The sequence below is a fragment of the Streptomyces liangshanensis genome, assembly GCF_011694815.1.
In the GTDB taxonomy this organism is placed as follows: Bacteria; Actinomycetota; Actinomycetes; order Streptomycetales; family Streptomycetaceae; genus Streptomyces; species Streptomyces liangshanensis.
Window position 1 is genome coordinate 7,456,739 of sequence record NZ_CP050177.1, and the last position, 21,956, is coordinate 7,478,694.

Consider the following 21,956-nt stretch of genomic DNA (forward strand, 5'->3'; position numbering starts at 1 on the left):
TGTTGACGCAGGAGCCCCACCGGGCAACCACGCCTCATGGCCCGCACGGCGCGGGTAGGCTCCCGCGCATGGTTCTGGAATGGGAACAGCTCGTGGTGGACGCGGCGGACCCGGTCACCCTCGGCCACTGGTGGGCCGAGGCGCTCGGCTGGGTCGTGGTGGCGGACGCGCCCGAGGAGTACGAGATCCGCGCCGCTCCCGACCGGCTGCCCGGCCTGCTGTTCACCCCGGTCACGGAGGCGAAGACCGCCAAGAACCGGCTGCACCTCGACTTCCGCCCGGTCGACCGGGACGCCGAGGTCGCCCGCCTGCTGGCCCTCGGGGCGACCCGCGCGGACGTGGGCCAGACGGGGGAGGAGCCCTGGGTCGTACTGGCGGACCCGGAGGGCAACGAGTTCTGCGTCCTCGGGCCGCGCCGCGCCTGACACGCGGGAGGGGCCGGGTAGTTGATCCCCGGCCCCTCCCGCGATCGGCGTGATCCGCGAACGGGCGTCAGCCCACGAAGATCTCGATCACCGACCAGAGCGCCAGCCCCAGCATGCACAGCCCGCCGATCCGCTGCACCGTCCTGAGCGGCACCCGCTTCGCGATGAACCGGCCCGCGAGCAGGGCGAGGGCGGAGACGGACATCAGCGCGACGGCGGCGCCGATGGCGGTGGACCAGGTGCCGTTGGTGGCGGCGAGGTTGGCGGTGGTGATCTGGGTGAGGTCGCCGAACTCGCTGATGAACACGGCCATGAACGCGGTGGTGTAGACGGGCCAGAAGCCGGTGACGGTCTTCGTGTCCGCGTCGTCCTCGTCGTCGCCGCCCCCGCTCCGCAGCAACACGAACGCGCCGAACGCGAAGAGCACCGCGGACACCAGCTTGACGATCCAGTCGGGCAGCATCCCGATGAGGCTTCCGGCCCCGACGGCGATGGCGACATGCACGACGAAGGCGCTCGACGTGCCGAACCAGACGTAGAGCGGACGCATGCGCGTGCCCATGGCCAGGGACGCGAACATGGTCTTGTCGGGGAGCTCCGCGAGGAAGATCAGCCCGAAGGCGGTGAGGATCGCCAGGGGGTCGAGATGCATGCCGGGTGGCTTTCTCTGGGGGCCGGACCCGGATCTTCGCGACCTGCCCGAGGCAACCGGAGGACCACTCGGCCCGGCACGACGGTGCACCCACGAGGTCCGTGGATACGTCTGTGCCTGACCGAAGGTCTCGCCCGCCCGCGTGATCCGCGGGCCCTGCCACCGGGAACCCGGAGGTTCCAGTGTGTCGACGACAGGTTCTCGGGGCTACTCCCCTTCGCAGTCGTCCACGATACCCCACCCCCTCGCGGCCCCCCGCGCCGGCCGCTCGCCCTCCCGCCCTCACCCTCCGCCAATCCCTGGGCGTGGGTTCCGGCCGGGACACCGCGGCGGGCATCATCGGCGGCTACGGTCCGTCGTCGATCCGGGGTGTGCGTGTGATACGGAGATTCCTCAGCAGGTCGGTGCCGCCGAAGCAGCCCCCGAGCCGGCCCCCGAAGCAGCCCGAGCGGCCATCCGCGAACCAGCCTGTGAACCCGCCCGGGAAGCGCCCCGCGCCCGAGTCCGTACGTGAAGGCGTCTCCCGCGCCTCGGCCAGGGAAGCGGCGCTCTGGCGGGAGGCCGACGCCTTCATCCGGCAGCACCACGACGAGGAACCGGCCCTGGGCGGCCTCGGCGACCGGCTGGCCGCCGTCCGGCAGGAGATCCACCGCACCGGGACGTACCGCCACACCCCCGCCGAACTGACCTTCGGCGCCCGCGTGGCCTGGCGCAACAGCAACCGCTGCATCGGCCGCCTCTACTGGCGCTCCCTGCGCGTCCGCGACCTGCGCCACCTCACCGACGCCGAGCCGATCGCCGACGCCTGCGCCGACCACCTGCGGATCGCCACCAACGGCGGCCACATCCGGCCCCTGATCTCGGTGTTCGCCCCGGACGCCCCGGGCCGGCCGGGACCGCGCATCTGGAACGAGCAGCTCGTCCGGTACGCCGGCCACCGCGCCGACGACGGGCGTGTGCTCGGCGACCCCCGTAACACCGGCATCACCCGGCTCGCCCGGCGGCTCGGCGCGCCCGGCGGCGCCCGGAGCGCGTTCGACGTACTGCCGCTGATCGTGGAGGGCGTGGACGACAAGCCGCGGGCCTTCGAGCTGCCCCGCGACGCCGTCCTCGAAGTGCCCCTCACGCACCCCGGCGGCCTCTGGGGCGAGGAATGGGGGCTGCGCTGGCACGCGGTGCCCGCGATCTCCTCGATGTGCCTGGAGATCGGCGGCATCTGCTACCCGGCCGCCCCGTTCAACGGCTGGTACATGGGCACCGAGATCGGCGCCCGCAACCTCGCCGACACCGACCGCTACGACCTGCTGCCCAGGATCGCGGAACGGCTGGGCCTCGACACGACTTCCGACCGCTCGCTCTGGAAGGACCGCGCCCTGGTGGAACTGAACCTCGCCGTCCTGCACTCCTTCGACCGGGCCGGCGTCACCATGGCCGACCACCACACCGAGTCCGCCCGCTTCCTGCGGCACATGGAGAACGAGGCCCGCAAGGGCCGTGAGGTGCACGCCGACTGGGCCTGGATCGTGCCGCCGATGTCCGGCGCGACCACGCCGGTCTTCCACCGCACGTACGACGCGACGGAGCGGCGCCCCGGTTTCGTACAGCACCCGGAGGCGGCCGCCAGGGCCCGCGGCGAATCGATTCCGCGCCACCGGCCCGGCACACCGTCCGGCCGGACGACCCAGGGGTACGGGACAGCCGGTCCACGCTGGGCCACCGGCCCGCGATCACGCCCCTAGCCGGCGTCGACGCGGAGGGCGGTGCGCCTCCAGGGGGTCACTCCCGGTCGATGCCCGTGATGAAGGGCTGGCCCAGCGGCGCGCTCGCCAGGGTGAAACCCGCCTTCTCCAGCGCGCCGGTCGCGATGCGCCGGGCTTCCTCCTCCGCGCCGTTCGAGTCGTCGGCCGTGACCTCCAGGCGGAGGGTGAAACGCGACTCCTCGGTGTCGACCGAGAGCAGGTCGAGATCCTCGGCCGCGCCGAAGTCCGTTCCCTGCGGATCCGCCGGCCGCAGGGCCCGGAGGAGGACGGCCTTGGCGTCGTCGGTCAGCTCCTCGTGGAGCGTCCCCGGGATCGTCACTACGTAAGTGGTCATACTCGTTATCTATCCCGCCTCGGGCCGCCCACTCCCGATGACTTTCCCCCGCCTCCCGGCACGGTCCGATACGGACGCCGCGCCGCCTCCCTCCGCCGGTCACGGAGCCGCGGCCGGCGGAGGGAGGCGGGAGGGGCGGGAGAGCTGTCTGTCCCGGCCGGGTCAGCGCATCGGGTCGTCGCCCATGCCCTTGCGGTCCCGCCGGCCGTCCATCCCCTTGTCGTCCCGGCCGGAGTCGTACTCGATCTGCTCCTTGCGGACGTCGGAGGACACCTCGCGCTCCTCCGTGACCTTCTCGGTCTCCAGGCGCACCCGCTCGACCGCGACGGTCTCCTTCCGTATGACCGGCTGCTCGGCGTGCAGCGTCACCCGCGTCTCCGCCTCACCGATGTTGGGGCGGGCGGCGCCCTCCGAGGTGGGGTCGATGGGCTCGTGGATGACCCGCACCTCCTCGTGGCTGATCGGTACGGAGGTGGTGACGTTCTCGGTCACCACGACCTTGCGCAGGCGCGCCGTGCCCACCTCGCGCTCCACGGTGCCGACGTGCAGCTCCTCCTCCGAGCGGATGAGCTCCGGGTTGTGGAGATCGGCGGAGGTGGCGGAGGCGGCGGGCGCCTTGTCCTTGTCGAACGACTGGTGGCTCCCGCCGGCGTCGGCCGCCGCCGCCCCGGCGAGCGTCCCCGTGCCGGCCGCCGTGCCGGTCGTGGCGGTCATGTCGGTGTCGGCGTCGGTGTTGGTTTCCCCCGTGCCCGTGCCGGTCCGGGCGCCCGTGTCCGCCGCGTCCCCCGTGCCCATTCCGGCGCCGGACAGCCCGTAGTGCTCGTAGAGCGCCCGTTCCTGCCCGGGATCCAGATGCTCGTCCGCGTCGAGGCGCGGGGCGTCCTTGACCGTTTCCTTGGTGTGCGGGACATGAAGGTCCTCGCCCATCCGGCGGGCACCGGACAGCGGGATCAGGCTCTCCTTCATCCCGAACATGCCGGTCTTCACCGTCACCCACTCGGGCCGGCCCGTGACGTCGTCGACATAGACCTGGCCCACATTGCCGATCTTGTCGCCCTCGTTGCCGTACACGGTCAGGCCGCTCAGCTCACTGGGGCTGTTGAACACGCCGTCGGCTGACATCAGCGATCACTCCTCGCTCGGGGAAATGCGCGTCCGTGGGGCCGGGCCCCTCCGGGGCAGTCGCGCGTACCTCTCCATCGCGCCCCCGTCCGCCATCCGGGGCAACCGGGGGCGGACGGCGCAACGGCCCGGGGCGGCCCCCGGGGGCCGCTCGCCCGCTGTTCCCCGCGTAAGGCGCATGTGAAGGCCGTATCCGCCATTCGGGTGAATGGGTGGTCCGGCGCGCCGGATCCGCGCAATTCGGAGATCCTGGACTGCTGAGCGATCCGCTGAGCAGTCCGGAACCGGGAACCGAACGTACGGAGAGCGCGAGCATGTCTGTGAATCGTGTCGGTCTCGTCGTCCACCAGGGCCGGGAGACGGCCGTCGAGGCGGCGGACACCGTGCACGCCTGGTGCGACGCCCACGGCATCCCCTGCAAGGAGATCGACGTCTGGAAGTCGGACGAACCCCGCCACGGCGTGCTGGAGGAGGCCTCCGCCGCCGGTCACCCCGACCTGGTGGTCACGCTCGGCGGCGACGGTACGTTCCTGCGCGGCGCCCGCATCGCGGCCAAGAGCGACGCGGCCGTCCTCGGGGTCGACCTGGGGCGCGTCGGCTTCCTCACCGAGGTCCCGGCCGACGAGGTCAGGCAGGCCCTCGACGCGGTGCACGACGGGCGCGCCACCTACGAGGAGCGGATGACGCTCACCATGCGCGCCTCGCGCGCCCTGGAGATCCCCTCCGCCATGGAGGCGCTGCTGCGGTACGGGCGCCGCCCCACGCTGCCGCCGCCGGACGTCCGCGTCGACACCACCGAGGACGAAGGCTGGGGCATGGCGCTGGACGTCGTGGCGATCAACGACGTCGTGCTGGAGAAGCTCGCCAGGGACCGCCAGGTCAGCCTGGGTGTCTACATCGCGGGCCGGCTCCTCGCGTCGTACTCGGCGGACGCCGTCATCGTGGCCACGCCCACCGGCTCGACCGCGTACAGCTTCGCGGCGGGCGGCCCGGTCCTGTCCCCGCACATGGACGCCGTCGTCTTCACCCCGGTGGCCCCGCACATGACCTTCGGCCGCACGGTGGTGGCCGCGCCGGACGAGCCGGTCGCCCTGCGCGTCCTGCCGCACTCCGGGGAGGCGGCGCTCAGCATCGACGGCCAGCTGCGGGGTGTGCTGGAGCCGGGGGACTGGGTGGGGGTGTACGGCGCCGAGTACCGCCTGCGTCTGGTCCGGCTCGGCCCCACCGACTTCTACGGGCGCCTGCGCGACCGCTTCCGGCTCACCGACGCGCCCGCCGCCGCGGTGGACGGCCAGGCCCCGCCGCTGTTCCGCCCCGACAGTCCCGTACCCGACGACCTGGCACACCTGCGGCTGCCGCCGGCGCCGGGAAAGAGCTGACGCCCGCCCTTCTCCGGGCGGAAGGAGCCGGGCTGCCCGCCGACCGGGCCGCGTTCGTCGAGGGGCTGACGCGGGGTGTCAGCGCCCTGATCGCCACGTATCACGACGAAGATGGCGAGGGCGGCCCCGACCACCGGATCGTGGTCGCGCTCCACCCCGCCCTCTAGGCCGTGCCCCCGGCGGCGGTTCCCCCTCCCCATCGAGGAGTTGTCATGAGAAAGCTGATCGTCTCCGAGTTCCTGACCGCGGACGGCGTCATGGAGTCGCCCCACGAGTGGCACGGCCCGTACTTCGACGACGACATGGCCGCCGCGGTCGACGCGCGGATGGCGTCGTCGGACGCGCTGCTCCTCGGCCGTACGACCTACGAGGGCTTCGCCGAGGCGTGGCCCGCCATGCCGGACGAGCCGGGCGCCGCCCACATGAACGGCGTCGCGAAGTACGTCGTCTCGACCACGCTGGAGAAGGCCGCGTGGAACAACTCCACGATCATCGCCGGGAACGTGGCCAAGGAGATCGCCGCGCTCAAGGAGCAGGACGGCGGTGACATCACGGTCATGGGCAGCGCCACGCTCGTCCGATGGCTCCTCGGCGAGGGCCTGGTGGACGAGATCGAGCTGCTGGTCGACCCGCTGATCGTCGGTCACGGCAAGCGGCTCTTCGAGCCCGGTACCGGACCGCTCCCGCTCCGGCTCGTCTCGTCCCGTACGTTCGCCACGGGTGTCCTGCACCTCGTGTACGCACCCGCCTGAGGAGCGGCCCGCCTCCCCGATGTTCCGCGGTATCGGAGGCATGATCGGGACATGGCTCGAAACCGCGGGGCCGAACTGGACGGGAGCGGGACACCTATGGCGACGCGTGCGGCACTGTTCGATGTCGACGGGACCCTCGTCGACACCAATTACCTCCATGTGACCGCCTGGTGGGAGGCGTTCCGCCAGGCCGGGCAGACGGTGCGGATGGCCGCGATCCACCGCGCGATCGGCCTCGGTTCCGGTGATCTGGTCGCGCACCTGCTCGGTGACGAGCGGGACGTGGACCAGGACGCGGGGATCAAGGCGGCGCACGCGGCGCTGTACGCCACGTTCCACGACCGGCTCCCCGTGTTCGACGGGGCGCGGGATCTGCTCAGGTCACTGGCCGACCGGGGGTGGACCCTCGTGCTCGCCACCTCCGCGGGCGGCTCGGAGCTGGCCGCCCTGCGGCGCGCGATCGGCGCCGACGACGTCATCGCGGGGGTGGCGGGCGCGGACGACGTGGCCGTCGGCAAACCCGGTCCCGACCCGGTGCGCAGGGCGCTGGACCTGGCCGGGGTGCCGGCGGACCGCGCGGTGTTCCTGGGGGACACCGTGTGGGACATGGAGGCGGCGTCCAAGGCGGGCGTGCGACCGCTCGCCGTACTGACGGGCGGGGTGCCCCGCGCCGCGCTCCAGGCGGGCGGGGCGGAGGCGGTCTTCGTCAACCCGCTGGACGTACTGGCCAACCTCGACACGGGTGTCTTCGCGGACCTGGAGAAGAACTGACGGTCCGTCAGCGAGACGCCACCCCTTGACGGGTGATGTCGCACGGCCCGGCTCAGCCGCCCTGCGGGGGCGCCTCGCGGGTGCGGGTCCACTCCAGCAACTCCTCGGCCGTCCAGGTGTTGACGACCCGGCCGGCCGGCACACCGCACTCCTCCGCCCGCGCACAGCCCAGGAGTTGCCAGTCGAGCTGCCCCGGCGCGTGGGCGTCCGTGTCGACGGCGAAGAAGACCCCGGCCGCGACCGCCTCGCGCAGCAGCCGCCGGGGCGGATCGAGCCGCTCCGGCCTGCTGTTGATCTCCACCGCCGTGCCCGACTCGGCGCACGCGGCGAACACGGCCGCCGCGTCGAACGCCGACTCCGGCCGGCTCCCGCCCGTACCGCCGTCCCCGCCCCCACGGCCCCCGCGCCGCTCGCGGCCCGTCAACAGCCGCCCGGTGCAGTGCCCGAGGACGTCCGTCAGCGGGTTGCGGACCGCCGCGACCATGCGCCGGGTCATCGGCGCCGACTCCATCCGCAGCTTCGAGTGGACGGACGCCACCACCAGATCCAGCCGTTCGAGCAGTTCCGGCTCCTGGTCCAGCGAGCCGTCGGGCAGGATGTCGCACTCGATGCCGGTGAGCAGCCGGAACGGCGCCCATCCCGCATTGAGTTCGGCGATCACGTCGAGCTGCTCCCGCAGCCGTTCCGGTGACAGCCCCCGCGCGACGGTCAGCCGGGGCGAGTGGTCCGTGAGGACGGGCCCACTCGTGCCCGAGCGCCGCCGCCGTCCGCCCCATCAGCTCGATCGGGCTGCCGCCGTCCGACCAGTCGGAGTGCAGGTGGCAGTCGCCGCGCAGCGCGGCCCGCAACTCGTGGCCGTGCTCCGTCAGCGGCCCCGCCGCCCGCTCCTCCAGATCGCGCAGGTAGTCCGGTACGGCCCCGTCCACCGCCGCCCCGACGACCTGGGCTGTCTTCGGCCCGATGCCCGGCACCCGGGTCAGCGTGCCGGCCCCGGCCCGCCGGGCGATCTCTTCGGGTGCCATGGCCGCCACGGCGGCGGACGCCGTACGGAACGCCTTGACGCGGTACGTCTCCGCCCGCGACCGCTCCAGCAGGAAGGCGATCCTGTCGAGAGCCTCCACCGGATCCATGCGCGCCCCCACTGGGTCGGTCCGCCTGCCGCCCATTCTCCGCGCCGGCCCCACGACGTGCATCTCGCACGGGTCTGCCCGCGCGGGCAGGGGGTAGCCGAACACGCACCACAGGACGTACGGGACAGGGGAGGGCGGCATGACTTCGACAGCGGAAGAGAAGGCGGCGACGGAGGCCGACGTGGACGTGTACGAGGACGGGCGCGAGGAGTCGGCGAACGAGCGGGCGGACCGTCAGTGGTCCGAACTGATCCAGGAGGTGCGCGTCGCGCAGACCGGTGTGCAGATCATGTTCGGCTTCCTGCTGACCGTGGTCTTCACCCCGCGCTTCGGCACGCTCTCCGGAGCGGACAAGAACATCTACCTGATCACCGTCGTGCTGGGCGCGGCGGCCACCGGCGCGCTGATAGGACCGGTCGCCTTCCACCGGGTCGTCTCCGGCCGCCGCATGAAGCCCCGCGCGGTGACATGGGCGTCCAGACTGACCGTCACCGGGCTGTGCCTGCTGCTCGCCACGCTGGTGTCGGCGCTGCTGCTGATCCTGCGGGTCGCGACGCACAACCACGTCGTCCCGTGGATCGTCGCGGGTATCGTCGCCTGGTACCTGCTGTGCTGGTTCGTGCTGCCGTTCTGGGCGAGCCACCGGCACGGGTCCGAGCGGGAGGCCTGACGCCACGTCCCGGACGCGCCCCGGGGCGCGTCCGGGTCCGGACACGATGAGACCCCGCGAGCGGAGGACGCTGCGGGGTCTCACGTTGCGGCCCTGACCGGACCCTGCCGTCACCGCCGGTCGGCGGGACGACACGCGCGGCCTCTGCCGTACGGGGCCCGGACGACACGCCCGAAGAGGGCGCTTTCGTGGGCTCCATGCCTCATGGCCGGGATGGTCACCGTCCAGGCCGCCAGATGGTGGCGGTGGAAGTTCTGGACCGTGTCCGGCACGGCGACAGGGGCGGAGCGGGCCGGGTCATGGCTGATCCGGGGATGGCCGCATGGTGGTGCGGTGGAGCGATGGATCAGCCCTGAGCGGTACGACGCTTGCGCGCGGCCCACATGATGCCGGCACCGGCGACCAGGACAACAGCGGCCGCGCCCGCGATGATGGGCGTGGAGCTGGAGGAACCGGTCTCGGCGAGGTTGTCACCGGCCGGGCTCGGCTGCGACGAGGGAACCGTCGCCGGCGAAGAGCTGGTGGGCTCCTCGGTCGGGGTCGGGGTCGACGTGCCGGGCGCCGTGGTGCTCGGAGTCGCCGAGGGCGTCTCCGTCGCCGGCGGCGTGCTCGGGGCCGAAGTCGACGGCGAGGGGGTGGGCTCCTCGTCGCCGGGGCAGACCTCGGAGGTCTTCTTCTGGTCGACGTTGTACTGACCACCGTCGGCGGCGGTCACCACGAGGTGCAGCTCAACAGGCTTGGAGTGCTTGGCGATCTCCAGGGTCTTGTTGAACTTGTCGCCGAACTTCTCGTTGATGAGCGACGCGCCGTCCGCGGTGAGGGACACCGAGTTGACGGGGTTGTCGCCGTGGCCGTAGGCCTTCAGGTCCACGGTGACCGACGAGCAGCTGACGGTCCAGTTCGGCGTGTGCGCGGACGCCGTGCCGGCCGAGAGACCGACTCCCAGCACACCCGCTGCCGCGACCGCTATGAGTGCGCCGGGGCGCCTCAACGATCTGTTGAATACAGTCACAGAATCCTCCGCGATAACCGCGCCGTCCATATTGACGGCGCGCGCGCACAGTACCGCCATCAACCCGGAGGTTCTCAACCGCCCCACCCAACTCTCCGCCTCCGCGCGCCTCGTGCGGGAGGTAGAACGGTGTAGGGGCCCCATAAAGACGCCGGACCCGACCGCGGCCCGGACAGGCGGACAAACCGGCGTCCCGGCGCGCGCGGCTGGCATATTCGCGCCGTTACCCCTGATGGAGCCCATGAGCACCGGGATCCACGGGTCGGGCGGACCGCTTTCCTTCCCTCAAATAACGCTGATCCTTGGGAGTTTAAGTAAAGATTTCGTCAACAAAGGTGCGCCGGTTTCGCGTTGGCGTGATTAGGGACGATTTGTGCGCCGCCGTCGCGGCGTGTTGTCCCTGACCCACTGGCGGGCCGCGGCGAGTCGCGGATGGCGCTCCCGCTGCTCCCGCGAGGCCCGGTCCAGCTCCTCCATCAGCCGCTGCGACCGGTTCTGTATGTCCAGTTCGTCCAGGATGCGATCAATCTCGGTCAGGAGGGCACCGTGGAGCTGCCATTGCCGCGGATGCCGCTGAACGCCCGTCAGCAGGAGCTGCGCCACCTGCTCCCGGCTCAGGGCCGCCGCCGCGAGATCCTCCGCCAGCCGGTTCTCCGCCATCTCGGCGCTCCTGCTCACCTGCGTGGTGACCAGCACGGCGAAACTGACCACGGCGTCCGCGACATGGCCGAGCAGTTCCTGGAGCTCCGACCCCACGTCGGGAGCGAACAGGGGCTCCTCCGTACGGTTCTTGGCCAGATCGGTCATCGTCCTGGCCAGCACCCGCAGGACCACCGTGCAGATCTCCAGCGTGTCGAGCCCCGTACGGAGCACGACCCGGTTGAGCAGCCCCTCCTTGACCCGCGGGTTGAGCCGCAAACTGTCCTCCGCCTGGCGCAGCGCCGCGTCCACCTCGCTGATGTCGTGGTCGAGGCGCCGCGCCTCGTGCAGCCGCGCCGCGGCCCGCGCCACCGGGGTCGGCGCCGTCAGGCCCTCCCCGACGGCCAGCATCAGCTGGCGCAGCCTGCGGGCCAGGCCCTCGATGGACTCGCCCGCGTTGGCGACCCACACCGGCGGGACGAACAGCACGTTGAACAGCAGCCCCACCACGGCGCCGATCAGCGTCTCCAGCACCCGGTCCCAGGCGGTGGACGCCACCTGGGTCACCCCGAGGACCAGCATCGCGCTGATCGCGACCTCCGGCACGAACTCGCCCGCCCTGACGACCCGGCCGACCCCCAGCGAGGCCAGGATGATCAGGCCGAGACTCCACCACGTCAGCCCGACCAGGGCGCTGAACCCGATGGCGACCAGCACCCCGGCCACCACGGCGTTCACTCTGCGGACACCGGTCGTGAGGGTGGAGAACAAGGTGACCTGCACGACGAGCAGGGCGGTCAGCGGCGCGGTCAGCGGCGCCGCCTCGCTGCTCAGGCGCAGGGCGACGACGTAGGAGATCGTGGCGGCGACGGTCGAGCGCAGGGTCTGGACCACGGCCGGCTCGCGCCGCCGCTTCACCAGTTCGGCGACCGGCGCCCTCACGGTGTTTCGGACATCAGGCACGCACAGTCCCTTCCCTCCCAGGAGCGCCCCAGACCGAAACTGTGCCCCGATGGTCCTACGAGTCCCGCCGCTCCCGGGTCGCAGGGCGGGACGCGCCGGGTGACGCTGGGACAGGTCCTCTCCCGGAGCCAGGGACCGCACACGCGCTGGAGGAAGCGATGGGTTTCCGCAGATTGATCCGTGACTGGCCGGCCTACCGCCAGCTCACCGGATCGGACCCCCTGGGGCGGGGCCGCGCCGCGATGTCGTCCCGTACCGGAGAGCTGACACCCCGCACGGCCTCCGCCGACCGTGTCGTGCAGTCCGTCTGCCCCTACTGCGCCGTCGGCTGCGGCCAGCAGGTGTACGTCAAGGACGAGCGGGTCGTCCAGATCGAGGGGGACCCCGATTCCCCCGTCAGCCGGGGACGGCTCTGCCCCAAGGGCTCGGCGACCCTCCAGCTCACCACCGGGTCCGCCCGCCGGCACCAGGTGCTGTACCGGCCGCCGCACGGCAGGGACTGGCAGCCGCTCGACCTGGAGACGGCCATGGACATGGTCGCCGACCGCGTCGTCGAGACCCGGCGCCGCACCTGGGAGTGGGAGCACGAGGGCCTGCGCACCGCCCGCACGATGGGCATCGCCAGCCTGGGCGGGGCCACCCTCGACAACGAGGAGAACTACCTCATCAAGAAGCTGCTGACCGGACTCGGGGTGGTCCAGGTCGAGAACCAGGCCCGCGTCTGCCACAGCTCCACCGTGGCCGGGCTCGGTACCTCGTTCGGACGCGGCGGCGCCACCACTTTCATGCAGGACCTCCAGCACGCGGACTGCATCGTCATCCAGGGCTCCAACTACGCCGAGGCGCACCCGGTCGGGTTCCAGTGGGTGATGGAGGCGAAGGCGCGCGGCGCCCGGATCATCCATGTGGACCCCCGCTTCACCCGTACGAGTGCCCTGGCCGATCTGCACGTACCGATCCGCGCGGGCAGTGACATCGCCTTCCTCGGCGCGATCATCAACCACGTGCTCACCGAGGAGAAGGACTTCAGGGAGTACGTCCTCGCCTACACCAACGCGGCCACCGTCGTCGGCGAGGACTTCCGGGACACCGAGGACCTCGACGGCGTCTTCTCCGGGCTGGACGAGGAGCGCCACCACTACGACCCGGCGAGCTGGCAGTACGAGGGCGCACCCGACCGGGGGGACGCGGGCCACGGGGACGCCCGGCACGAGGACCCCGACGTGCGGGCCCGCCTCGCGGCGGCCGGCCGCTCCGAGAGCCACGGCTCCGGCGGCGCGACCACGGCCGCCTGGCCCCCGCGCGACGAGACCCTCCAGCACCCGCGCTGCGTCTACCAGATCCTCCGACGGCACTACGCCCGCTACACCCCCGAGATGGTCGAGGAGGTCTGCGGCATCCCAAGGGAGACCTTCCGCCAGGTGTGCGACGCCCTGACCGCCAACTCGGGCCGGGAGCGCACCAGTGCCTTCTGTTACGCGGTCGGCTGGACCCAGCACACCGTCGGCTCCCAGTACATCCGCGCCGCGAGCGTCCTCCAACTGCTCCTCGGCAACATCGGGCGCCCCGGCGGCGGCATCCAGGCCCTGCGCGGACACGCCTCCATCCAGGGCTCCAGCGACATCCCCACCCTCTTCAACCTGCTCCCCGGCTACCTCCCGATGCCCCACGCGCACGCCCACGACAACCTCGACGCCTTCGTCGCGGCGGGCCGCACGGACAAGGGCTTCTGGGGCAACATGCGGGCCTACGCCGTCAGCCTCCTCAAGGCCTACTACGGCGACGCCGCCACCGCCGAGAACGACTTCTGCTTCGACCACCTGCCACGCCTGACCGGCAACCACTCGACGTACGAGACCGTCGTCGCCCAGCTCGAAGGCGTCTGCAAGGGCTACTTCCTGATGGGCGAGAACCCCGCCGTCGGCTCCGCCAACACCCGCCTCCAGCGGCTCGGCATGGCCAACCTGGAGTGGCTCGTCGTCCGCGACTTCTCCCTCATCGAGTCCGCGACCTGGTGGCAGGACGGCCCGGAGATCGAGACCGGCGAACTGCGCACCGAGGACATCGGCACGGAGGTCTTCTTCTTCCCGGCCGCCGCCCACACCGAGAAGTCCGGGTCCTTCACCAACACCAACCGCTGGCTCCAGTGGCACCACGCGGCCGTCGAACCCGAGGGCGACGCCCGCAGCGACCTGTGGTTCATGTACCACCTCGGCCGCCGGATCAAGGAGCGGCTGGCCGCCTCGACCGACCCCATGGACCGGCCCGTACAGGACCTCACCTGGGACTACCCGGTGGAGGGCCCCACGGACGAGCCGTCCGCCGAGGCCGTGCTCGCCGAGATCAACGGACACGCCGCCGACGGCTCCCCGCTCGGCGCCTCCACCGAACTCAAGGACGACGGGTCCACCCGCTGCGGCTGCTGGATCTACTGCGGGGTCTACGCGGGCGGCGTCAACCACGCCGCGAGCCGCAAGCCCGGCCGGGAACAGGACTGGGTGGCCGCCGAATGGGCCTGGGCGTGGCCCGCCAACCGCCGCATCCTCTACAACCGCGCCTCCGCCGCGCCCGACGGCACCCCGTGGAGCGCGCGCAAGGCGTACGTGTGGTGGGACGAGGACAGCCGCAGGTGGACCGGCCGCGACGTCCCCGACTTCATCCCGGACCGGGCGCCCGACCACGTACCGCAGGACGGCGCGACGGGGCCCGACGCGCTGCGCGGCGACGACCCGTTCATCATGCAGCCGGACGGCAAGGGGTGGCTCTTCGCCCCCGCCGGGCTGGAGGACGGCCCGCTGCCCACCCACTACGAACCGCAGGACTCGCCCTTCACCAGCGCCCTGTACCCGCACCGGTCCCGCTCGCCCGTACGGGAGTTGGTCGAGCGCGAGGGCAACCGCTTCCACCCCAGCGGGGACGAACCGGGCGCGGGCGTCTACCCGTACGTCGTCACCACCCACCGGCTCACCGAGCACTTCACCGCCGGCGGGATGAGCCGCTGGTCGCCGTACCTCTCCGAGCTGCAACCGGAGTTCTTCTGCGAGCTCTCCCCGCAGCTCGCCGCCGAACGCGGCCTGGAGCACGGCGGATGGGCGACGATCGTGACCGCCCGGGGCGCCGTCGAGGCACGGGTGATGGTGACGTCACGGCTCGTCCCGCTGACGGTGCACGGCCGTACGGTCCACCAGATCGGCCTGCCCTTCCACTGGGGCCCCAACGGGCTGTCCACCGGCGACGCGGCCAACGAGCTGGTCGCCATGGCGCTCGACCCCAACGCCCACATCCAGGAGGACAAGGCGCTGACGGCGGACATCGTCGCGGGCCGCCGCCCGCGCGGTCCCGCCCTGCCCGCCCTGGTCGCGGAGTACCGCCGGCGCGCCGGCATCACCGGAGAGACCGGCACGGAGGTCGGCACGTGATCGAGGACCTGTTCGGCAAGAACCTGCTCGGCGGCCCGGAACCGGACCCCGCGCGCGACGCGGGCCACGACGACGCGCCGCCGCGCGTCGGCTTCTTCACCGACACCTCCGTCTGCATCGGCTGCAAGGCCTGCGAGGTGGCGTGCAAGGAGTGGAACGCCATCCCCGAGGACGGCCTGTCCCTGTCCGGCATGTCGTACGACAACACCCGGAGCCTCGGCGCCTCCAGCTGGCGGCACGTGGCGTTCGTCGAACAGCCCGCGTCCGACCGGCGGGCCGTACCGGAGCCCGAGGGGAGGACCGAACTCCCCCTGGCGGGCACCGCGCCCGCCTCCGCCACCCCTGCCTCACCCGTCGCCGACCCCGGCAGCGGCGACATGCGCTGGCTCATGTCGTCCGACGTCTGCAAGCACTGCACCCACGCCGCGTGCCTGGACGTGTGCCCCACCGGCGCCCTCTTCCGCACCGAGTTCGGCACCGTGGTCGTCCAGGAGGACATCTGCAACGGCTGCGGCTACTGCGTGCCCGCCTGCCCGTACGGCGTGATCGAGCAACGGCCGTCCGACGGCCGGGTCTTCAAGTGCACCCTGTGCTACGACCGCCTCGGCGCCGGACAGGAACCCGCCTGCGCCAAGGCGTGCCCAACGGAGTCCATCCAGTTCGGCCCGCTGGACGAACTGCGCGAACGCGCCGCCCTGCGCGTCGGCCAACTCCACGAGGCCGGCGTCACCGAGGCGCGGCTGTACGGGCACGAGCCGGACGACGGCGTCGGCGGCGACGGCGCGTTCTTCCTCCTCCTCGACGAACCGGAGGTGTACGGCCTGCCGCCGCACCCGGTCGTCACCACCCGGGACCTGCCCCGGATGTGGGGACACGCGGCCACCGCCGCGCTCGCCCTGGCGGGCGGCCTCGCGCTCTCGTACGCGGTCCCCGCCCTCGGCCCCCTCACCGCGACGCTCACCGGAAGGAAGGGACGGCGATGACCGGCTCCCACGACACGCGCGCCACCGGCCGCGGACGGCGGCGCAAGCGGCGCGGCGAGGAACTCATGGTGCCGCGCGCCGAGTTCGACTCGTACTACGGCCGGCCCATCATCAAGCCGCCGTCCTGGTCGGCCCGCGACATCGCCGGCTACTTCTTCCTCGGCGGCCTCGCGGGCGCGGGCTCGGTGCTCGCCGCCGGCGCGCAGCTGACGGGGCGCCCCGTCCTCGCCCGGGCCATGAAGGTCTCCTCGCTCGGCGCGGTCGGCCTCTCCGCCGCCGCGCTCGTCCACGACCTAGGCAGGCCCGAGCGGTTCGTGAACATGCTGCGCGTCTTCAAGCCGACGTCACCGATGAGCGTCGGCTCCTGGCTGCTCTCCGCGTACGGTCCCGCCGCCGGCGCCGCCGCCCTGTGCGCCGTCACGGGCAGACTGCCCAGGATCGACGCGCTCGCCACCGGCACCGCCGCCCTGTTCGGCCCCGCGATCGCGTCCTACACGGCGGTGCTGGCCGCCGACACGGCGGTCCCCGCCTGGCACGGCGCCCACCGCGAACTGCCCTACGTCTTCACCGCGTCGGCGACCGCGGCCGCCGCCGGGATGGCCCTTGTGGTCGCCCCGCCGCGCGAGAGCGCCCCGGCCCGGGTGGCCGCCGTGCTCGCCGCGGTCGGCGAGGTCTCCGCCATGACGGCCGCCGAACGCCGGCTCGGCCCGGTCGCCGAGACCTACCGGGAGGGGCGCGGCGGCGCGTTGCTCCGTACGGCCCGGATCCTCACCGTCGTCGGTGCGGCGGGCGCGGCGGTGTACGGCGGCCGGGGCCGGGCGCCCGCCGCGCTCAGCGGCGCGCTGCTGCTGGCCGGCTCCGCCTGCACCCGCTTCGGCATCTTCGCCGCCGGGGTCGCCTCGGCCGAGGACCCCGCGTACACGGTGGGTCCCCAGCGCGAGGCGAAGGCACGCGAACAGGCCGAGAAGGCACAGGCCGCCGCCACGGAGTGAACGGTCCGTGAGGGAGGCTCAGCGGCGCGGCGGCTCCTCGCCGCCGCGCCGGCCCGCGTCGTCCGGCTCCGGCTCGTCGTCGGACGGCGGCCGGTAGGCCTCCTCGCCGTGCCCGCCGAGCTGATGCGGGTACAGCCGCTCGCCGTGGCCGGGGAACCGGTCGGAGGGGTCGGTGTTCTCCTCGATGTGGGCCTGGTGGTCCGGCTTCACCGGCTGTTCCGACGGCTTCGGCGGCGGCCCCATCCGGGAGCGCAGCCGCGCCCCGTACCAGAAGCCGCCCAGAAGGATGATCACGACGACCAGGCCCACCACGAACGCGATGACCTTGGTCCCCACCCCGCTGGCCGCCAGGTCGACGAGGTCGGCGGCGTGGACGGGGCTCGCATGGTACGTGTGCGGTGGGTTCATGGTCATCCGCGTACCCCATGCCGGTGACGTCAGACGGGCGCTCGGCCGGAGGCCCCGCAATCTTCACCCGGAGGAACGAATTCCGGGCACCGGCCCAGCGCCTTCCGGGCCCTGACCGCCTCCGGTGCTTTCATGGCCGGATGCCGGAGCAGCAGCGTGCGGAGGTGAGCTCCATGGCGCGCGGGATCGTGCTCGTCGCGGAGTTGGCCCTCTGGTGGGGCGCCCTGCTCGTGCTCTGGCTGATGCTCATCGGCGCCGTCGAACCCCTGGAATGGGCGGTCGGCGGCTCCGCCGCGCTGGTCGGCGCCGTGGCGGCCCTCGGCGCGCGCCGGGCGGTGGCCGACCGGTGAACGGCTGGCTCCTCGCCGCGATCGTCCTGCTCCTCGGCGGAACGGGCCCCGCGATCCTCGGCGTGGCCACCGGACCGGTCCGGCGCCGGGTCGTCGCCCAGAACACCGGCACCCTCACCGCCTGCCTCGTGCTGCTCCTGCTCGCCCAGGGGTACGGGCGGTCCGCCTACCTCGACTCCGCGCTGGTCCTCGCCGTGCTCGGCCCGGCCGGCACGCTGATCTACGCACGGCTCTTCGCGGAGGAACTGATCGCCGACCCGCCGCGCGGCCGCTCCGGCGACCTCCTCGCCGTCGTCGCGGCCACCGCCGTCGTCGTCCCCCTGTGCGTGGTCACCGACCCCGGCCGGGCCACCGTGAAACTCCTCGTGATCGGGGCGCTCCTGGTGGCGGGCAACCTGATCTCCTCCCGGGCCCTGCGGCACAGCCCCCCGGCCGTGCCGCAGAGCGCCGAAGGGGCCGCCGGCCATGGATGACGTACTGGTCGTCGTCGCTCTCCTGCTCGTCGCCGTCTCCGCCACCGCGGCCGTCGTCGTCCGCGATCCCGCGCGCCAGGCCCTCGTCCTGTCCCAGCTCGGACTCACCCTCGCCCTGCTGTTCACCGTCCTCCAGGCCCCCGACGTGGCGCTGTCCCAACTCGCCGTCGGCTCGGCGCTCACCCCGCTCCTGCTGCTCCTGTCCGTACGCAAGGTGCGGCGCCGCGGCCTCCCGCCCCCCGGGGAGCCGGCGCCGTCCGGGACACCGGCCCGCGAGGAGCGGGCGTGAGCCGCCGGCTGCGGATGTGGGTGCTGGCCCTCGGCACCGCCGGCGTCGCCGTGCTCCTCGTCGTCGCGTACCTGGAACTCCCCGGCTTCGGCGGCGACTCCCACCCCTACGGCGACCGCGCCGTGAGCGCCGCGCTGGCCCACCGCACCGCGAACGTCATCTCCTCCGTCAACTTCGACCAGCGCGGCTTCGACACGCTGGGGGAGGAGAGCATCCTCTTCGCCGCCGTCCTCGGCACGGTCGTCCTGCTGCGCCAGACCCGCGACGAACGGCAGGTCGAACCCGCCCCCGCCCCGGTGGCCGCCTTCGTCCGCCGCTACGCGGTCCACGCGCTGCCCGTCACCCTCCTCGTCGGCCTGTACGTCGTCGCCCACGGCCAGCTCAGCCCCGGCGGCGGCTTCCAGGGCGGCGTGGTCGTCGCGACCGCGCTGCACCTGCTCTACATCGCCGTCGACTACCGCGCCCTCGAACGGGTCAGGCCCCTCTGGCTGTTCACCCTCGGCGACGCCGTCGGCGAGGCGTCCTACGCCCTGCTGGGCATCGCCGGACTCCTCTGGGGAACGGCGTTCCTCGCCGACTTCGTACCGCTGGGCACCTTCAACACCCTGTCCTCCGGCGGGACCGTCCCGCTCCTGAACGCGGCCATCGGCATCGAGGTCGCCTGCGCGGTCGTCGTCCTGCTCGCCCGCTTCCTGGACCAGGCCGTCGAGATCGAAAAGGCGCGGTGAGGAGCGACCGATGTCCGTGTTCCCCTACCTGGTCGCCGCGTGGATCTTCCTCGTCGGCTGCTACGGGCTCGCCACCAGCCGCAATCTCCTGCACGCCGTGGGCTGCCTCGCCGTGTGCCAGTCGTCCACCTACGTCCTGCTGCTCGCCGTCGGCTTCCGCGACGGCGGCACCGCCCCCGTGTTCTCCGACCTGACACCCGGCTCCCGCCCGGTCGTCGACCCCGTCGTCCAGGCCCTCGCGCTCACGGACGTCGTCGTCGGCGCCACCCTCACCGCGCTGCTGCTCGCCCTGGTCATCCAGGTGTCCAAGCGGCACGGCACGGTCGACCCCGACGAACTGTCCGAGCTGCGCGGGTGAACCAGCTCCTCCCACTGATCGTGGCCGCGCCGCTGCTGGGAGCGGCCCTCCTCGTCGCCACCGGCCGCCGGCTGCGCCGGATCGTGGCCGAGGCCGTGGGATGCGCCGTCGCCGCCGCCACCGCGGGCCTCGCCGTGTACCTCCTCGTGTCGTCCTCCTCCCGCCCGCTGGTCGAATGGGTCGGCGGGTGGACGCCGAGGGACGGACACAGCGTCGGGATCGTGCTCGTCGGGGACCAGGTGGCCCTCGGGCTGGCGAGCGTGATCTCCCTGCTCGTCGTCGCCGTACTGGCCTACTCCTGGCGGTACTTCGACGAGCCGCCCCAGCAACAGACCGGCACCTTCCCGGCGCTGGTGCTGCTCTTCCAGGCGGGCATGTGCGGCTTCGTCCTCACCGGCGACCTGTTCAACGCCTTCGTCTTCTTCGAGCTGATGAGCGTCGTCGCCTACGCCCTGACGGGCTACCGAGTCGAGGAGGCCAAGGCCGTGCAGGGCGCCCTCACCTTCGGCGTCGTCAACTCGCTCGGCGCGTACGTCACCCTCACCGGCCTCGTGCTCCTGTACGCGCGCACCGGCGAGCTGGGCATGCGGGAGATCGGCCGGGCGCTCGACGCCCGGGGCGGGCCCGACGCGCTGGTCCTCGTCGCCTTCGCGTTCGTCCTGACCGGACTGCTCGTCAAGGCCGCCGCCGTACCCTTCCACTTCTGGCTCCCCGACGCCCACGCCGTCGCGCCCACCCCGGTCTGCATGCTGCTGTCCGGCGTCATGGTCGAGCTGGGGGTGTACGGCGCGGGGCGCGTGTACTGGACCGTCTTCGCCGGGCCCGGCGGCGTGGCGCCCTCCGACGCCGAACGCGCCCTGGTCACCCTGGGCACCGCGTCCGCCCTGGTCGGCGCCGTCATGTGCTGGCAACAGCGCCACATCAAACGGCTGCTGGCCTACTCCACCGTCGCGCACACCGGCCTGTTCCTGGTCGGCCTCGGCCTCCTCGCCCCCGACTCCACGACCGGCATCGCCCTCTACGTCCTCGCCCACGCCGGGGTGAAGGCCGCCCTGTTCGCCTGCGCAGGCATCCTGCTCGACCGGTACGGCAGCGTCGACGCACACGAACTGCACGGCAGGGCCCGCCGCCTGCCACTGGTGGCCGGCCTGTTCACGGCGGGCGGCCTGGCCCTCGCCGGCCTGCCCCCGTTCGGCACGGCCCTGGGCAAGGCGCTCACCGAGGAGGCCGCCGGCACCCCGCTGACCGTCCTCTTCGTCGGCGTGTCGGCGCTCACCGGGGGCGCCGTCCTGCGCGTGGCGGCCGGTGTCTTCGGCGGCTGGGGACCCCGGCCTTCCGGCGACGACACCTACGAGACCGGCGGGGAGCGCGAGAATCCGGAGACCAGCGGGACCCGGGGACGCGTCCCCGACACCATGGTGGCGGTCCCGGCCGTCCTGCTCGCCTGCGCTCTGGCCGTGGGCGTCGTCCCGGCCGTCGCCACCCACGTCGGGCACGCCGTGGACGAGGCCCTGCCCGGTACGGCGTCGGTCGTGCCGGAGTGGACGACCACCGGCGTCCTGCTGGGCCTCCTCTCGGCCCTGCTCGCGGCCGCCGTCGGCACCTACGCGGCCCTCCACCCCCCGGGCGCCACCGCCCGCGACCGGACCGCGCCGCTGCGCCGCCTCCACTCCGGGCACATCGGGGACTACGTCGCCTGGCTGCTCGTGGGCATGGCCCTGCTCGACGCGCTCACCTTTCCCGGCTACCTCGCGAGCTGACCGGCCCCCGGCCGGCCCCCGGCCGGTCCCTGGTCCGGTCCCTGGTCCGGGGCCCGGATCGCCGCCGGGACCGGGGACGCGCCGAAATGCGGGGCGAACGGGAGATGACCCAGTCGGAGATCGGTGAGACACTGGTGCTCTCGCAGACGCATGCCACTCACGGCTGCTCTCGCGCACCCTCACCCAGCTCCGTACGGGGACGCCCACCGACCGGTGGGCGATCAGTGAGTGATCATTGACCGGCCACGCCGAGCACAGGCGACGTGTGGCCGTGCCTGACGGGGAATGATGAGGGAGACAGCTTGCCAGCGGGTCGACCGGCATTCAGGCCGCGCGTCCGCTCGACTACCCGAACGGTTGTGCATGCCTTCTTCACCGTCGCGCCAGGATCCGTCGCAGGAACCGGCCGCCGAGGGCGCGCTGAACGCGCGCCCGCAGCACCACGACATCTTTCTCGAACCCCGCTACACCGTCGAACTGCCGCCGCTCTCCGACGACGAGATGGACAACGAGAGCGAGAGCTTCTTCGTCAGACCCCCCGTTCCGGTACGCCGCCGCACCTCCGCCCCGCGCCGTTCGTAGGAGCC

22 protein-coding genes and 1 pseudogene are annotated in these 21,956 nt (G+C 72.8%); 16 read left to right on the forward strand and 7 right to left on the reverse strand.

Features of this window, described 5'->3' with window-relative positions; all coding sequences use genetic code 11:
• Window positions 1-68: 68 nt before the first annotated feature.
• Window positions 69-425, forward strand: coding sequence for a VOC family protein (locus HA039_RS32410; protein ID WP_167035443.1), 357 nt, complete (start codon window positions 69-71; stop codon window positions 423-425).
• A 67-nt stretch (window positions 426-492) separates the two neighbouring features.
• Here the strand turns inward: HA039_RS32410 and HA039_RS32415 are convergent, their stop codons facing one another.
• Window positions 493-1,077, reverse strand: coding sequence for a TMEM165/GDT1 family protein (locus HA039_RS32415; protein WP_167035445.1), 585 nt, complete (start codon window positions 1,075-1,077; stop codon window positions 493-495).
• Between the two features lie 470 nt (window positions 1,078-1,547).
• Between HA039_RS32415 and HA039_RS32420 the strand changes: the two genes are divergently transcribed.
• The gene (locus tag HA039_RS32420) at window positions 1,548-2,816 is read left to right on the forward strand and encodes a nitric oxide synthase oxygenase (RefSeq protein ID WP_167035447.1); all 1,269 of its coding nucleotides are present in this window, start codon (window positions 1,548-1,550) and stop codon (window positions 2,814-2,816) included.
• 37 nt (window positions 2,817-2,853) lie between these two features.
• Here the strand turns inward: HA039_RS32420 and HA039_RS32425 are convergent, their stop codons facing one another.
• Both HA039_RS32425 and HA039_RS32430 read right to left on the reverse strand, forming a co-directional pair.
• Window positions 2,854-3,171: a hypothetical protein gene (locus HA039_RS32425; RefSeq protein ID WP_167035450.1), complete on the reverse strand. Its 318-nt coding sequence runs from the start codon at window positions 3,169-3,171 to the stop codon at window positions 2,854-2,856.
• 162 nt (window positions 3,172-3,333) lie between these two features.
• Window positions 3,334-4,293 carry a DUF2382 domain-containing protein gene (locus tag HA039_RS32430; protein WP_243869908.1) on the reverse strand — a complete coding sequence of 320 codons (960 nt, stop codon included), beginning with the start codon at window positions 4,291-4,293 and terminating at the stop codon, window positions 3,334-3,336.
• Between the two features lie 314 nt (window positions 4,294-4,607).
• Between HA039_RS32430 and HA039_RS32435 the strand changes: the two genes are divergently transcribed.
• The 3 genes from HA039_RS32435 (at window position 4,608) to HA039_RS32445 (ending at window position 7,195) form a co-directional block, all read left to right on the forward strand.
• Window positions 4,608-5,672: an NAD(+)/NADH kinase gene (locus HA039_RS32435; protein WP_167035452.1), complete on the forward strand. Its 1,065-nt coding sequence runs from the start codon at window positions 4,608-4,610 to the stop codon at window positions 5,670-5,672.
• A 212-nt stretch (window positions 5,673-5,884) separates the two neighbouring features.
• Entirely contained in the window at window positions 5,885-6,424 is a 540-nt protein-coding gene (locus tag HA039_RS32440) for a dihydrofolate reductase family protein (RefSeq protein WP_167035454.1), read from the forward strand.
• Between the two features lie 51 nt (window positions 6,425-6,475).
• A complete protein-coding gene (locus HA039_RS32445; RefSeq protein ID WP_167035456.1) occupies window positions 6,476-7,195 on the forward strand; it encodes an HAD family hydrolase in 720 nt (239 codons plus the stop codon).
• Between the two features lie 52 nt (window positions 7,196-7,247).
• On the opposite strand, the pseudogene HA039_RS32450 reads toward HA039_RS32445, so the two are convergent.
• Window positions 7,248-8,325: pseudogene (locus HA039_RS32450) on the reverse strand (PHP domain-containing protein).
• A gap of 139 nt (window positions 8,326-8,464) precedes the next feature.
• Between HA039_RS32450 and HA039_RS32455 the strand changes: the two are divergent.
• Complete coding sequence (locus HA039_RS32455) at window positions 8,465-8,995, forward strand: DUF6328 family protein (protein WP_167035458.1); 531 nt, start codon at window positions 8,465-8,467, stop codon at window positions 8,993-8,995.
• 346 nt (window positions 8,996-9,341) lie between these two features.
• Here the strand turns inward: HA039_RS32455 and HA039_RS32460 are convergent, their stop codons facing one another.
• Both HA039_RS32460 and HA039_RS32465 read right to left on the reverse strand, forming a co-directional pair.
• On the reverse strand, window positions 9,342-10,007 hold the full coding sequence (locus tag HA039_RS32460) for an LAETG motif-containing sortase-dependent surface protein (RefSeq protein WP_167035460.1): 666 nt from the start codon (window positions 10,005-10,007) through the stop codon (window positions 9,342-9,344).
• 360 nt (window positions 10,008-10,367) lie between these two features.
• Window positions 10,368-11,609, reverse strand: coding sequence for an FUSC family protein (locus HA039_RS32465; protein WP_243869910.1), 1,242 nt, complete (start codon window positions 11,607-11,609; stop codon window positions 10,368-10,370).
• Between the two features lie 158 nt (window positions 11,610-11,767).
• On the opposite strand from HA039_RS32465, the gene fdh reads away from it, so the two are divergent.
• From fdh to nrfD, 3 genes are read left to right on the forward strand one after another with little or no spacing between them, the layout of a single operon-like run.
• Entirely contained in the window at window positions 11,768-15,028 is a 3,261-nt protein-coding gene (fdh, locus tag HA039_RS32470; protein WP_167035462.1) for a formate dehydrogenase, read from the forward strand.
• Window positions 15,025-16,011 (forward strand): 4Fe-4S dicluster domain-containing protein, encoded by a 987-nt coding sequence (locus HA039_RS32475; protein WP_243869912.1) that lies wholly within the window; start codon window positions 15,025-15,027, stop codon window positions 16,009-16,011. The genes fdh and HA039_RS32475 overlap by 4 nt, the downstream gene beginning before the upstream one ends.
• A complete protein-coding gene (gene nrfD / locus HA039_RS32480) occupies window positions 16,008-17,003 on the forward strand; it encodes an NrfD/PsrC family molybdoenzyme membrane anchor subunit (RefSeq protein ID WP_243869914.1) in 996 nt (331 codons plus the stop codon). Before HA039_RS32475 ends, nrfD begins: the two co-directional genes overlap by 4 nt.
• Before the next feature lie 18 nt (window positions 17,004-17,021).
• On the opposite strand, the gene HA039_RS32485 is transcribed toward nrfD, so the two are convergent.
• Window positions 17,022-17,411 (reverse strand): DUF6479 family protein, encoded by a 390-nt coding sequence (locus HA039_RS32485; protein WP_167035464.1) that lies wholly within the window; start codon window positions 17,409-17,411, stop codon window positions 17,022-17,024.
• Between the two features lie 140 nt (window positions 17,412-17,551).
• On the opposite strand from HA039_RS32485, the gene HA039_RS32490 reads away from it, so the two are divergent.
• The 7 genes from HA039_RS32490 to HA039_RS32520 all read left to right on the forward strand — a co-directional run bounded on the left by HA039_RS32490 (window position 17,552) and on the right by HA039_RS32520 (window position 21,951).
• Window positions 17,552-17,761, forward strand: coding sequence for a hypothetical protein (locus tag HA039_RS32490; RefSeq protein WP_167021960.1), 210 nt, complete (start codon window positions 17,552-17,554; stop codon window positions 17,759-17,761).
• Window positions 17,758-18,234 (forward strand): MrpF/PhaF family protein, encoded by a 477-nt coding sequence (locus tag HA039_RS32495; protein WP_243869916.1) that lies wholly within the window; start codon window positions 17,758-17,760, stop codon window positions 18,232-18,234. Before HA039_RS32490 ends, HA039_RS32495 begins: the two co-directional genes overlap by 4 nt.
• Window positions 18,227-18,523 (forward strand): Na(+)/H(+) antiporter subunit B, encoded by a 297-nt coding sequence (locus HA039_RS32500; RefSeq protein ID WP_167035468.1) that lies wholly within the window; start codon window positions 18,227-18,229, stop codon window positions 18,521-18,523. Before HA039_RS32495 ends, HA039_RS32500 begins: the two co-directional genes overlap by 8 nt.
• Window positions 18,520-19,251, forward strand: coding sequence for an MnhB domain-containing protein (locus HA039_RS32505; protein WP_167035470.1), 732 nt, complete (start codon window positions 18,520-18,522; stop codon window positions 19,249-19,251). Before HA039_RS32500 ends, HA039_RS32505 begins: the two co-directional genes overlap by 4 nt.
• A gap of 10 nt (window positions 19,252-19,261) precedes the next feature.
• On the forward strand, window positions 19,262-19,609 hold the full coding sequence (locus HA039_RS32510) for a sodium:proton antiporter (RefSeq protein WP_167035472.1): 348 nt from the start codon (window positions 19,262-19,264) through the stop codon (window positions 19,607-19,609).
• A complete protein-coding gene (locus HA039_RS32515; protein ID WP_167035474.1) occupies window positions 19,606-21,369 on the forward strand; it encodes a complex I subunit 5 family protein in 1,764 nt (587 codons plus the stop codon). The genes HA039_RS32510 and HA039_RS32515 overlap by 4 nt, the downstream gene beginning before the upstream one ends.
• Before the next feature lie 363 nt (window positions 21,370-21,732).
• On the forward strand, window positions 21,733-21,951 hold the full coding sequence (locus HA039_RS32520; RefSeq protein WP_167035476.1) for a hypothetical protein: 219 nt from the start codon (window positions 21,733-21,735) through the stop codon (window positions 21,949-21,951).
• Window positions 21,952-21,956 lie beyond the last annotated feature (5 nt).

Coding starts and splice junctions, on each gene's coding strand:
- HA039_RS32440 (WP_167035454.1), top strand. CDS start 5,885: ATGAGAAAGCTGATCGTCTCCGAGTTCCTGACCGCGGACGGCGTCATG.
- HA039_RS32435 (WP_167035452.1), top strand. CDS start 4,608: ATGTCTGTGAATCGTGTCGGTCTCGTCGTCCACCAGGGCCGGGAGACG.
- HA039_RS32415 (WP_167035445.1), bottom strand. CDS start 1,077: ATGCATCTCGACCCCCTGGCGATCCTCACCGCCTTCGGGCTGATCTTC.
- HA039_RS32485 (WP_167035464.1), bottom strand. CDS start 17,411: ATGAACCCACCGCACACGTACCATGCGAGCCCCGTCCACGCCGCCGAC.
- HA039_RS32500 (WP_167035468.1), top strand. CDS start 18,227: ATGGATGACGTACTGGTCGTCGTCGCTCTCCTGCTCGTCGCCGTCTCC.
- fdh (WP_167035462.1), top strand. CDS start 11,768: ATGGGTTTCCGCAGATTGATCCGTGACTGGCCGGCCTACCGCCAGCTC.
- HA039_RS32520 (WP_167035476.1), top strand. CDS start 21,733: ATGCCTTCTTCACCGTCGCGCCAGGATCCGTCGCAGGAACCGGCCGCC.
- HA039_RS32425 (WP_167035450.1), bottom strand. CDS start 3,171: ATGACCACTTACGTAGTGACGATCCCGGGGACGCTCCACGAGGAGCTG.
- HA039_RS32510 (WP_167035472.1), top strand. CDS start 19,262: ATGTCCGTGTTCCCCTACCTGGTCGCCGCGTGGATCTTCCTCGTCGGC.
- HA039_RS32490 (WP_167021960.1), top strand. CDS start 17,552: ATGCCGGAGCAGCAGCGTGCGGAGGTGAGCTCCATGGCGCGCGGGATC.
- HA039_RS32455 (WP_167035458.1), top strand. CDS start 8,465: ATGACTTCGACAGCGGAAGAGAAGGCGGCGACGGAGGCCGACGTGGAC.
- HA039_RS32410 (WP_167035443.1), top strand. CDS start 69: ATGGTTCTGGAATGGGAACAGCTCGTGGTGGACGCGGCGGACCCGGTC.
- HA039_RS32430 (WP_243869908.1), bottom strand. CDS start 4,293: ATGTCAGCCGACGGCGTGTTCAACAGCCCCAGTGAGCTGAGCGGCCTG.
- nrfD (WP_243869914.1), top strand. CDS start 16,008: ATGACCGGCTCCCACGACACGCGCGCCACCGGCCGCGGACGGCGGCGC.
- HA039_RS32445 (WP_167035456.1), top strand. CDS start 6,476: ATGGCTCGAAACCGCGGGGCCGAACTGGACGGGAGCGGGACACCTATG.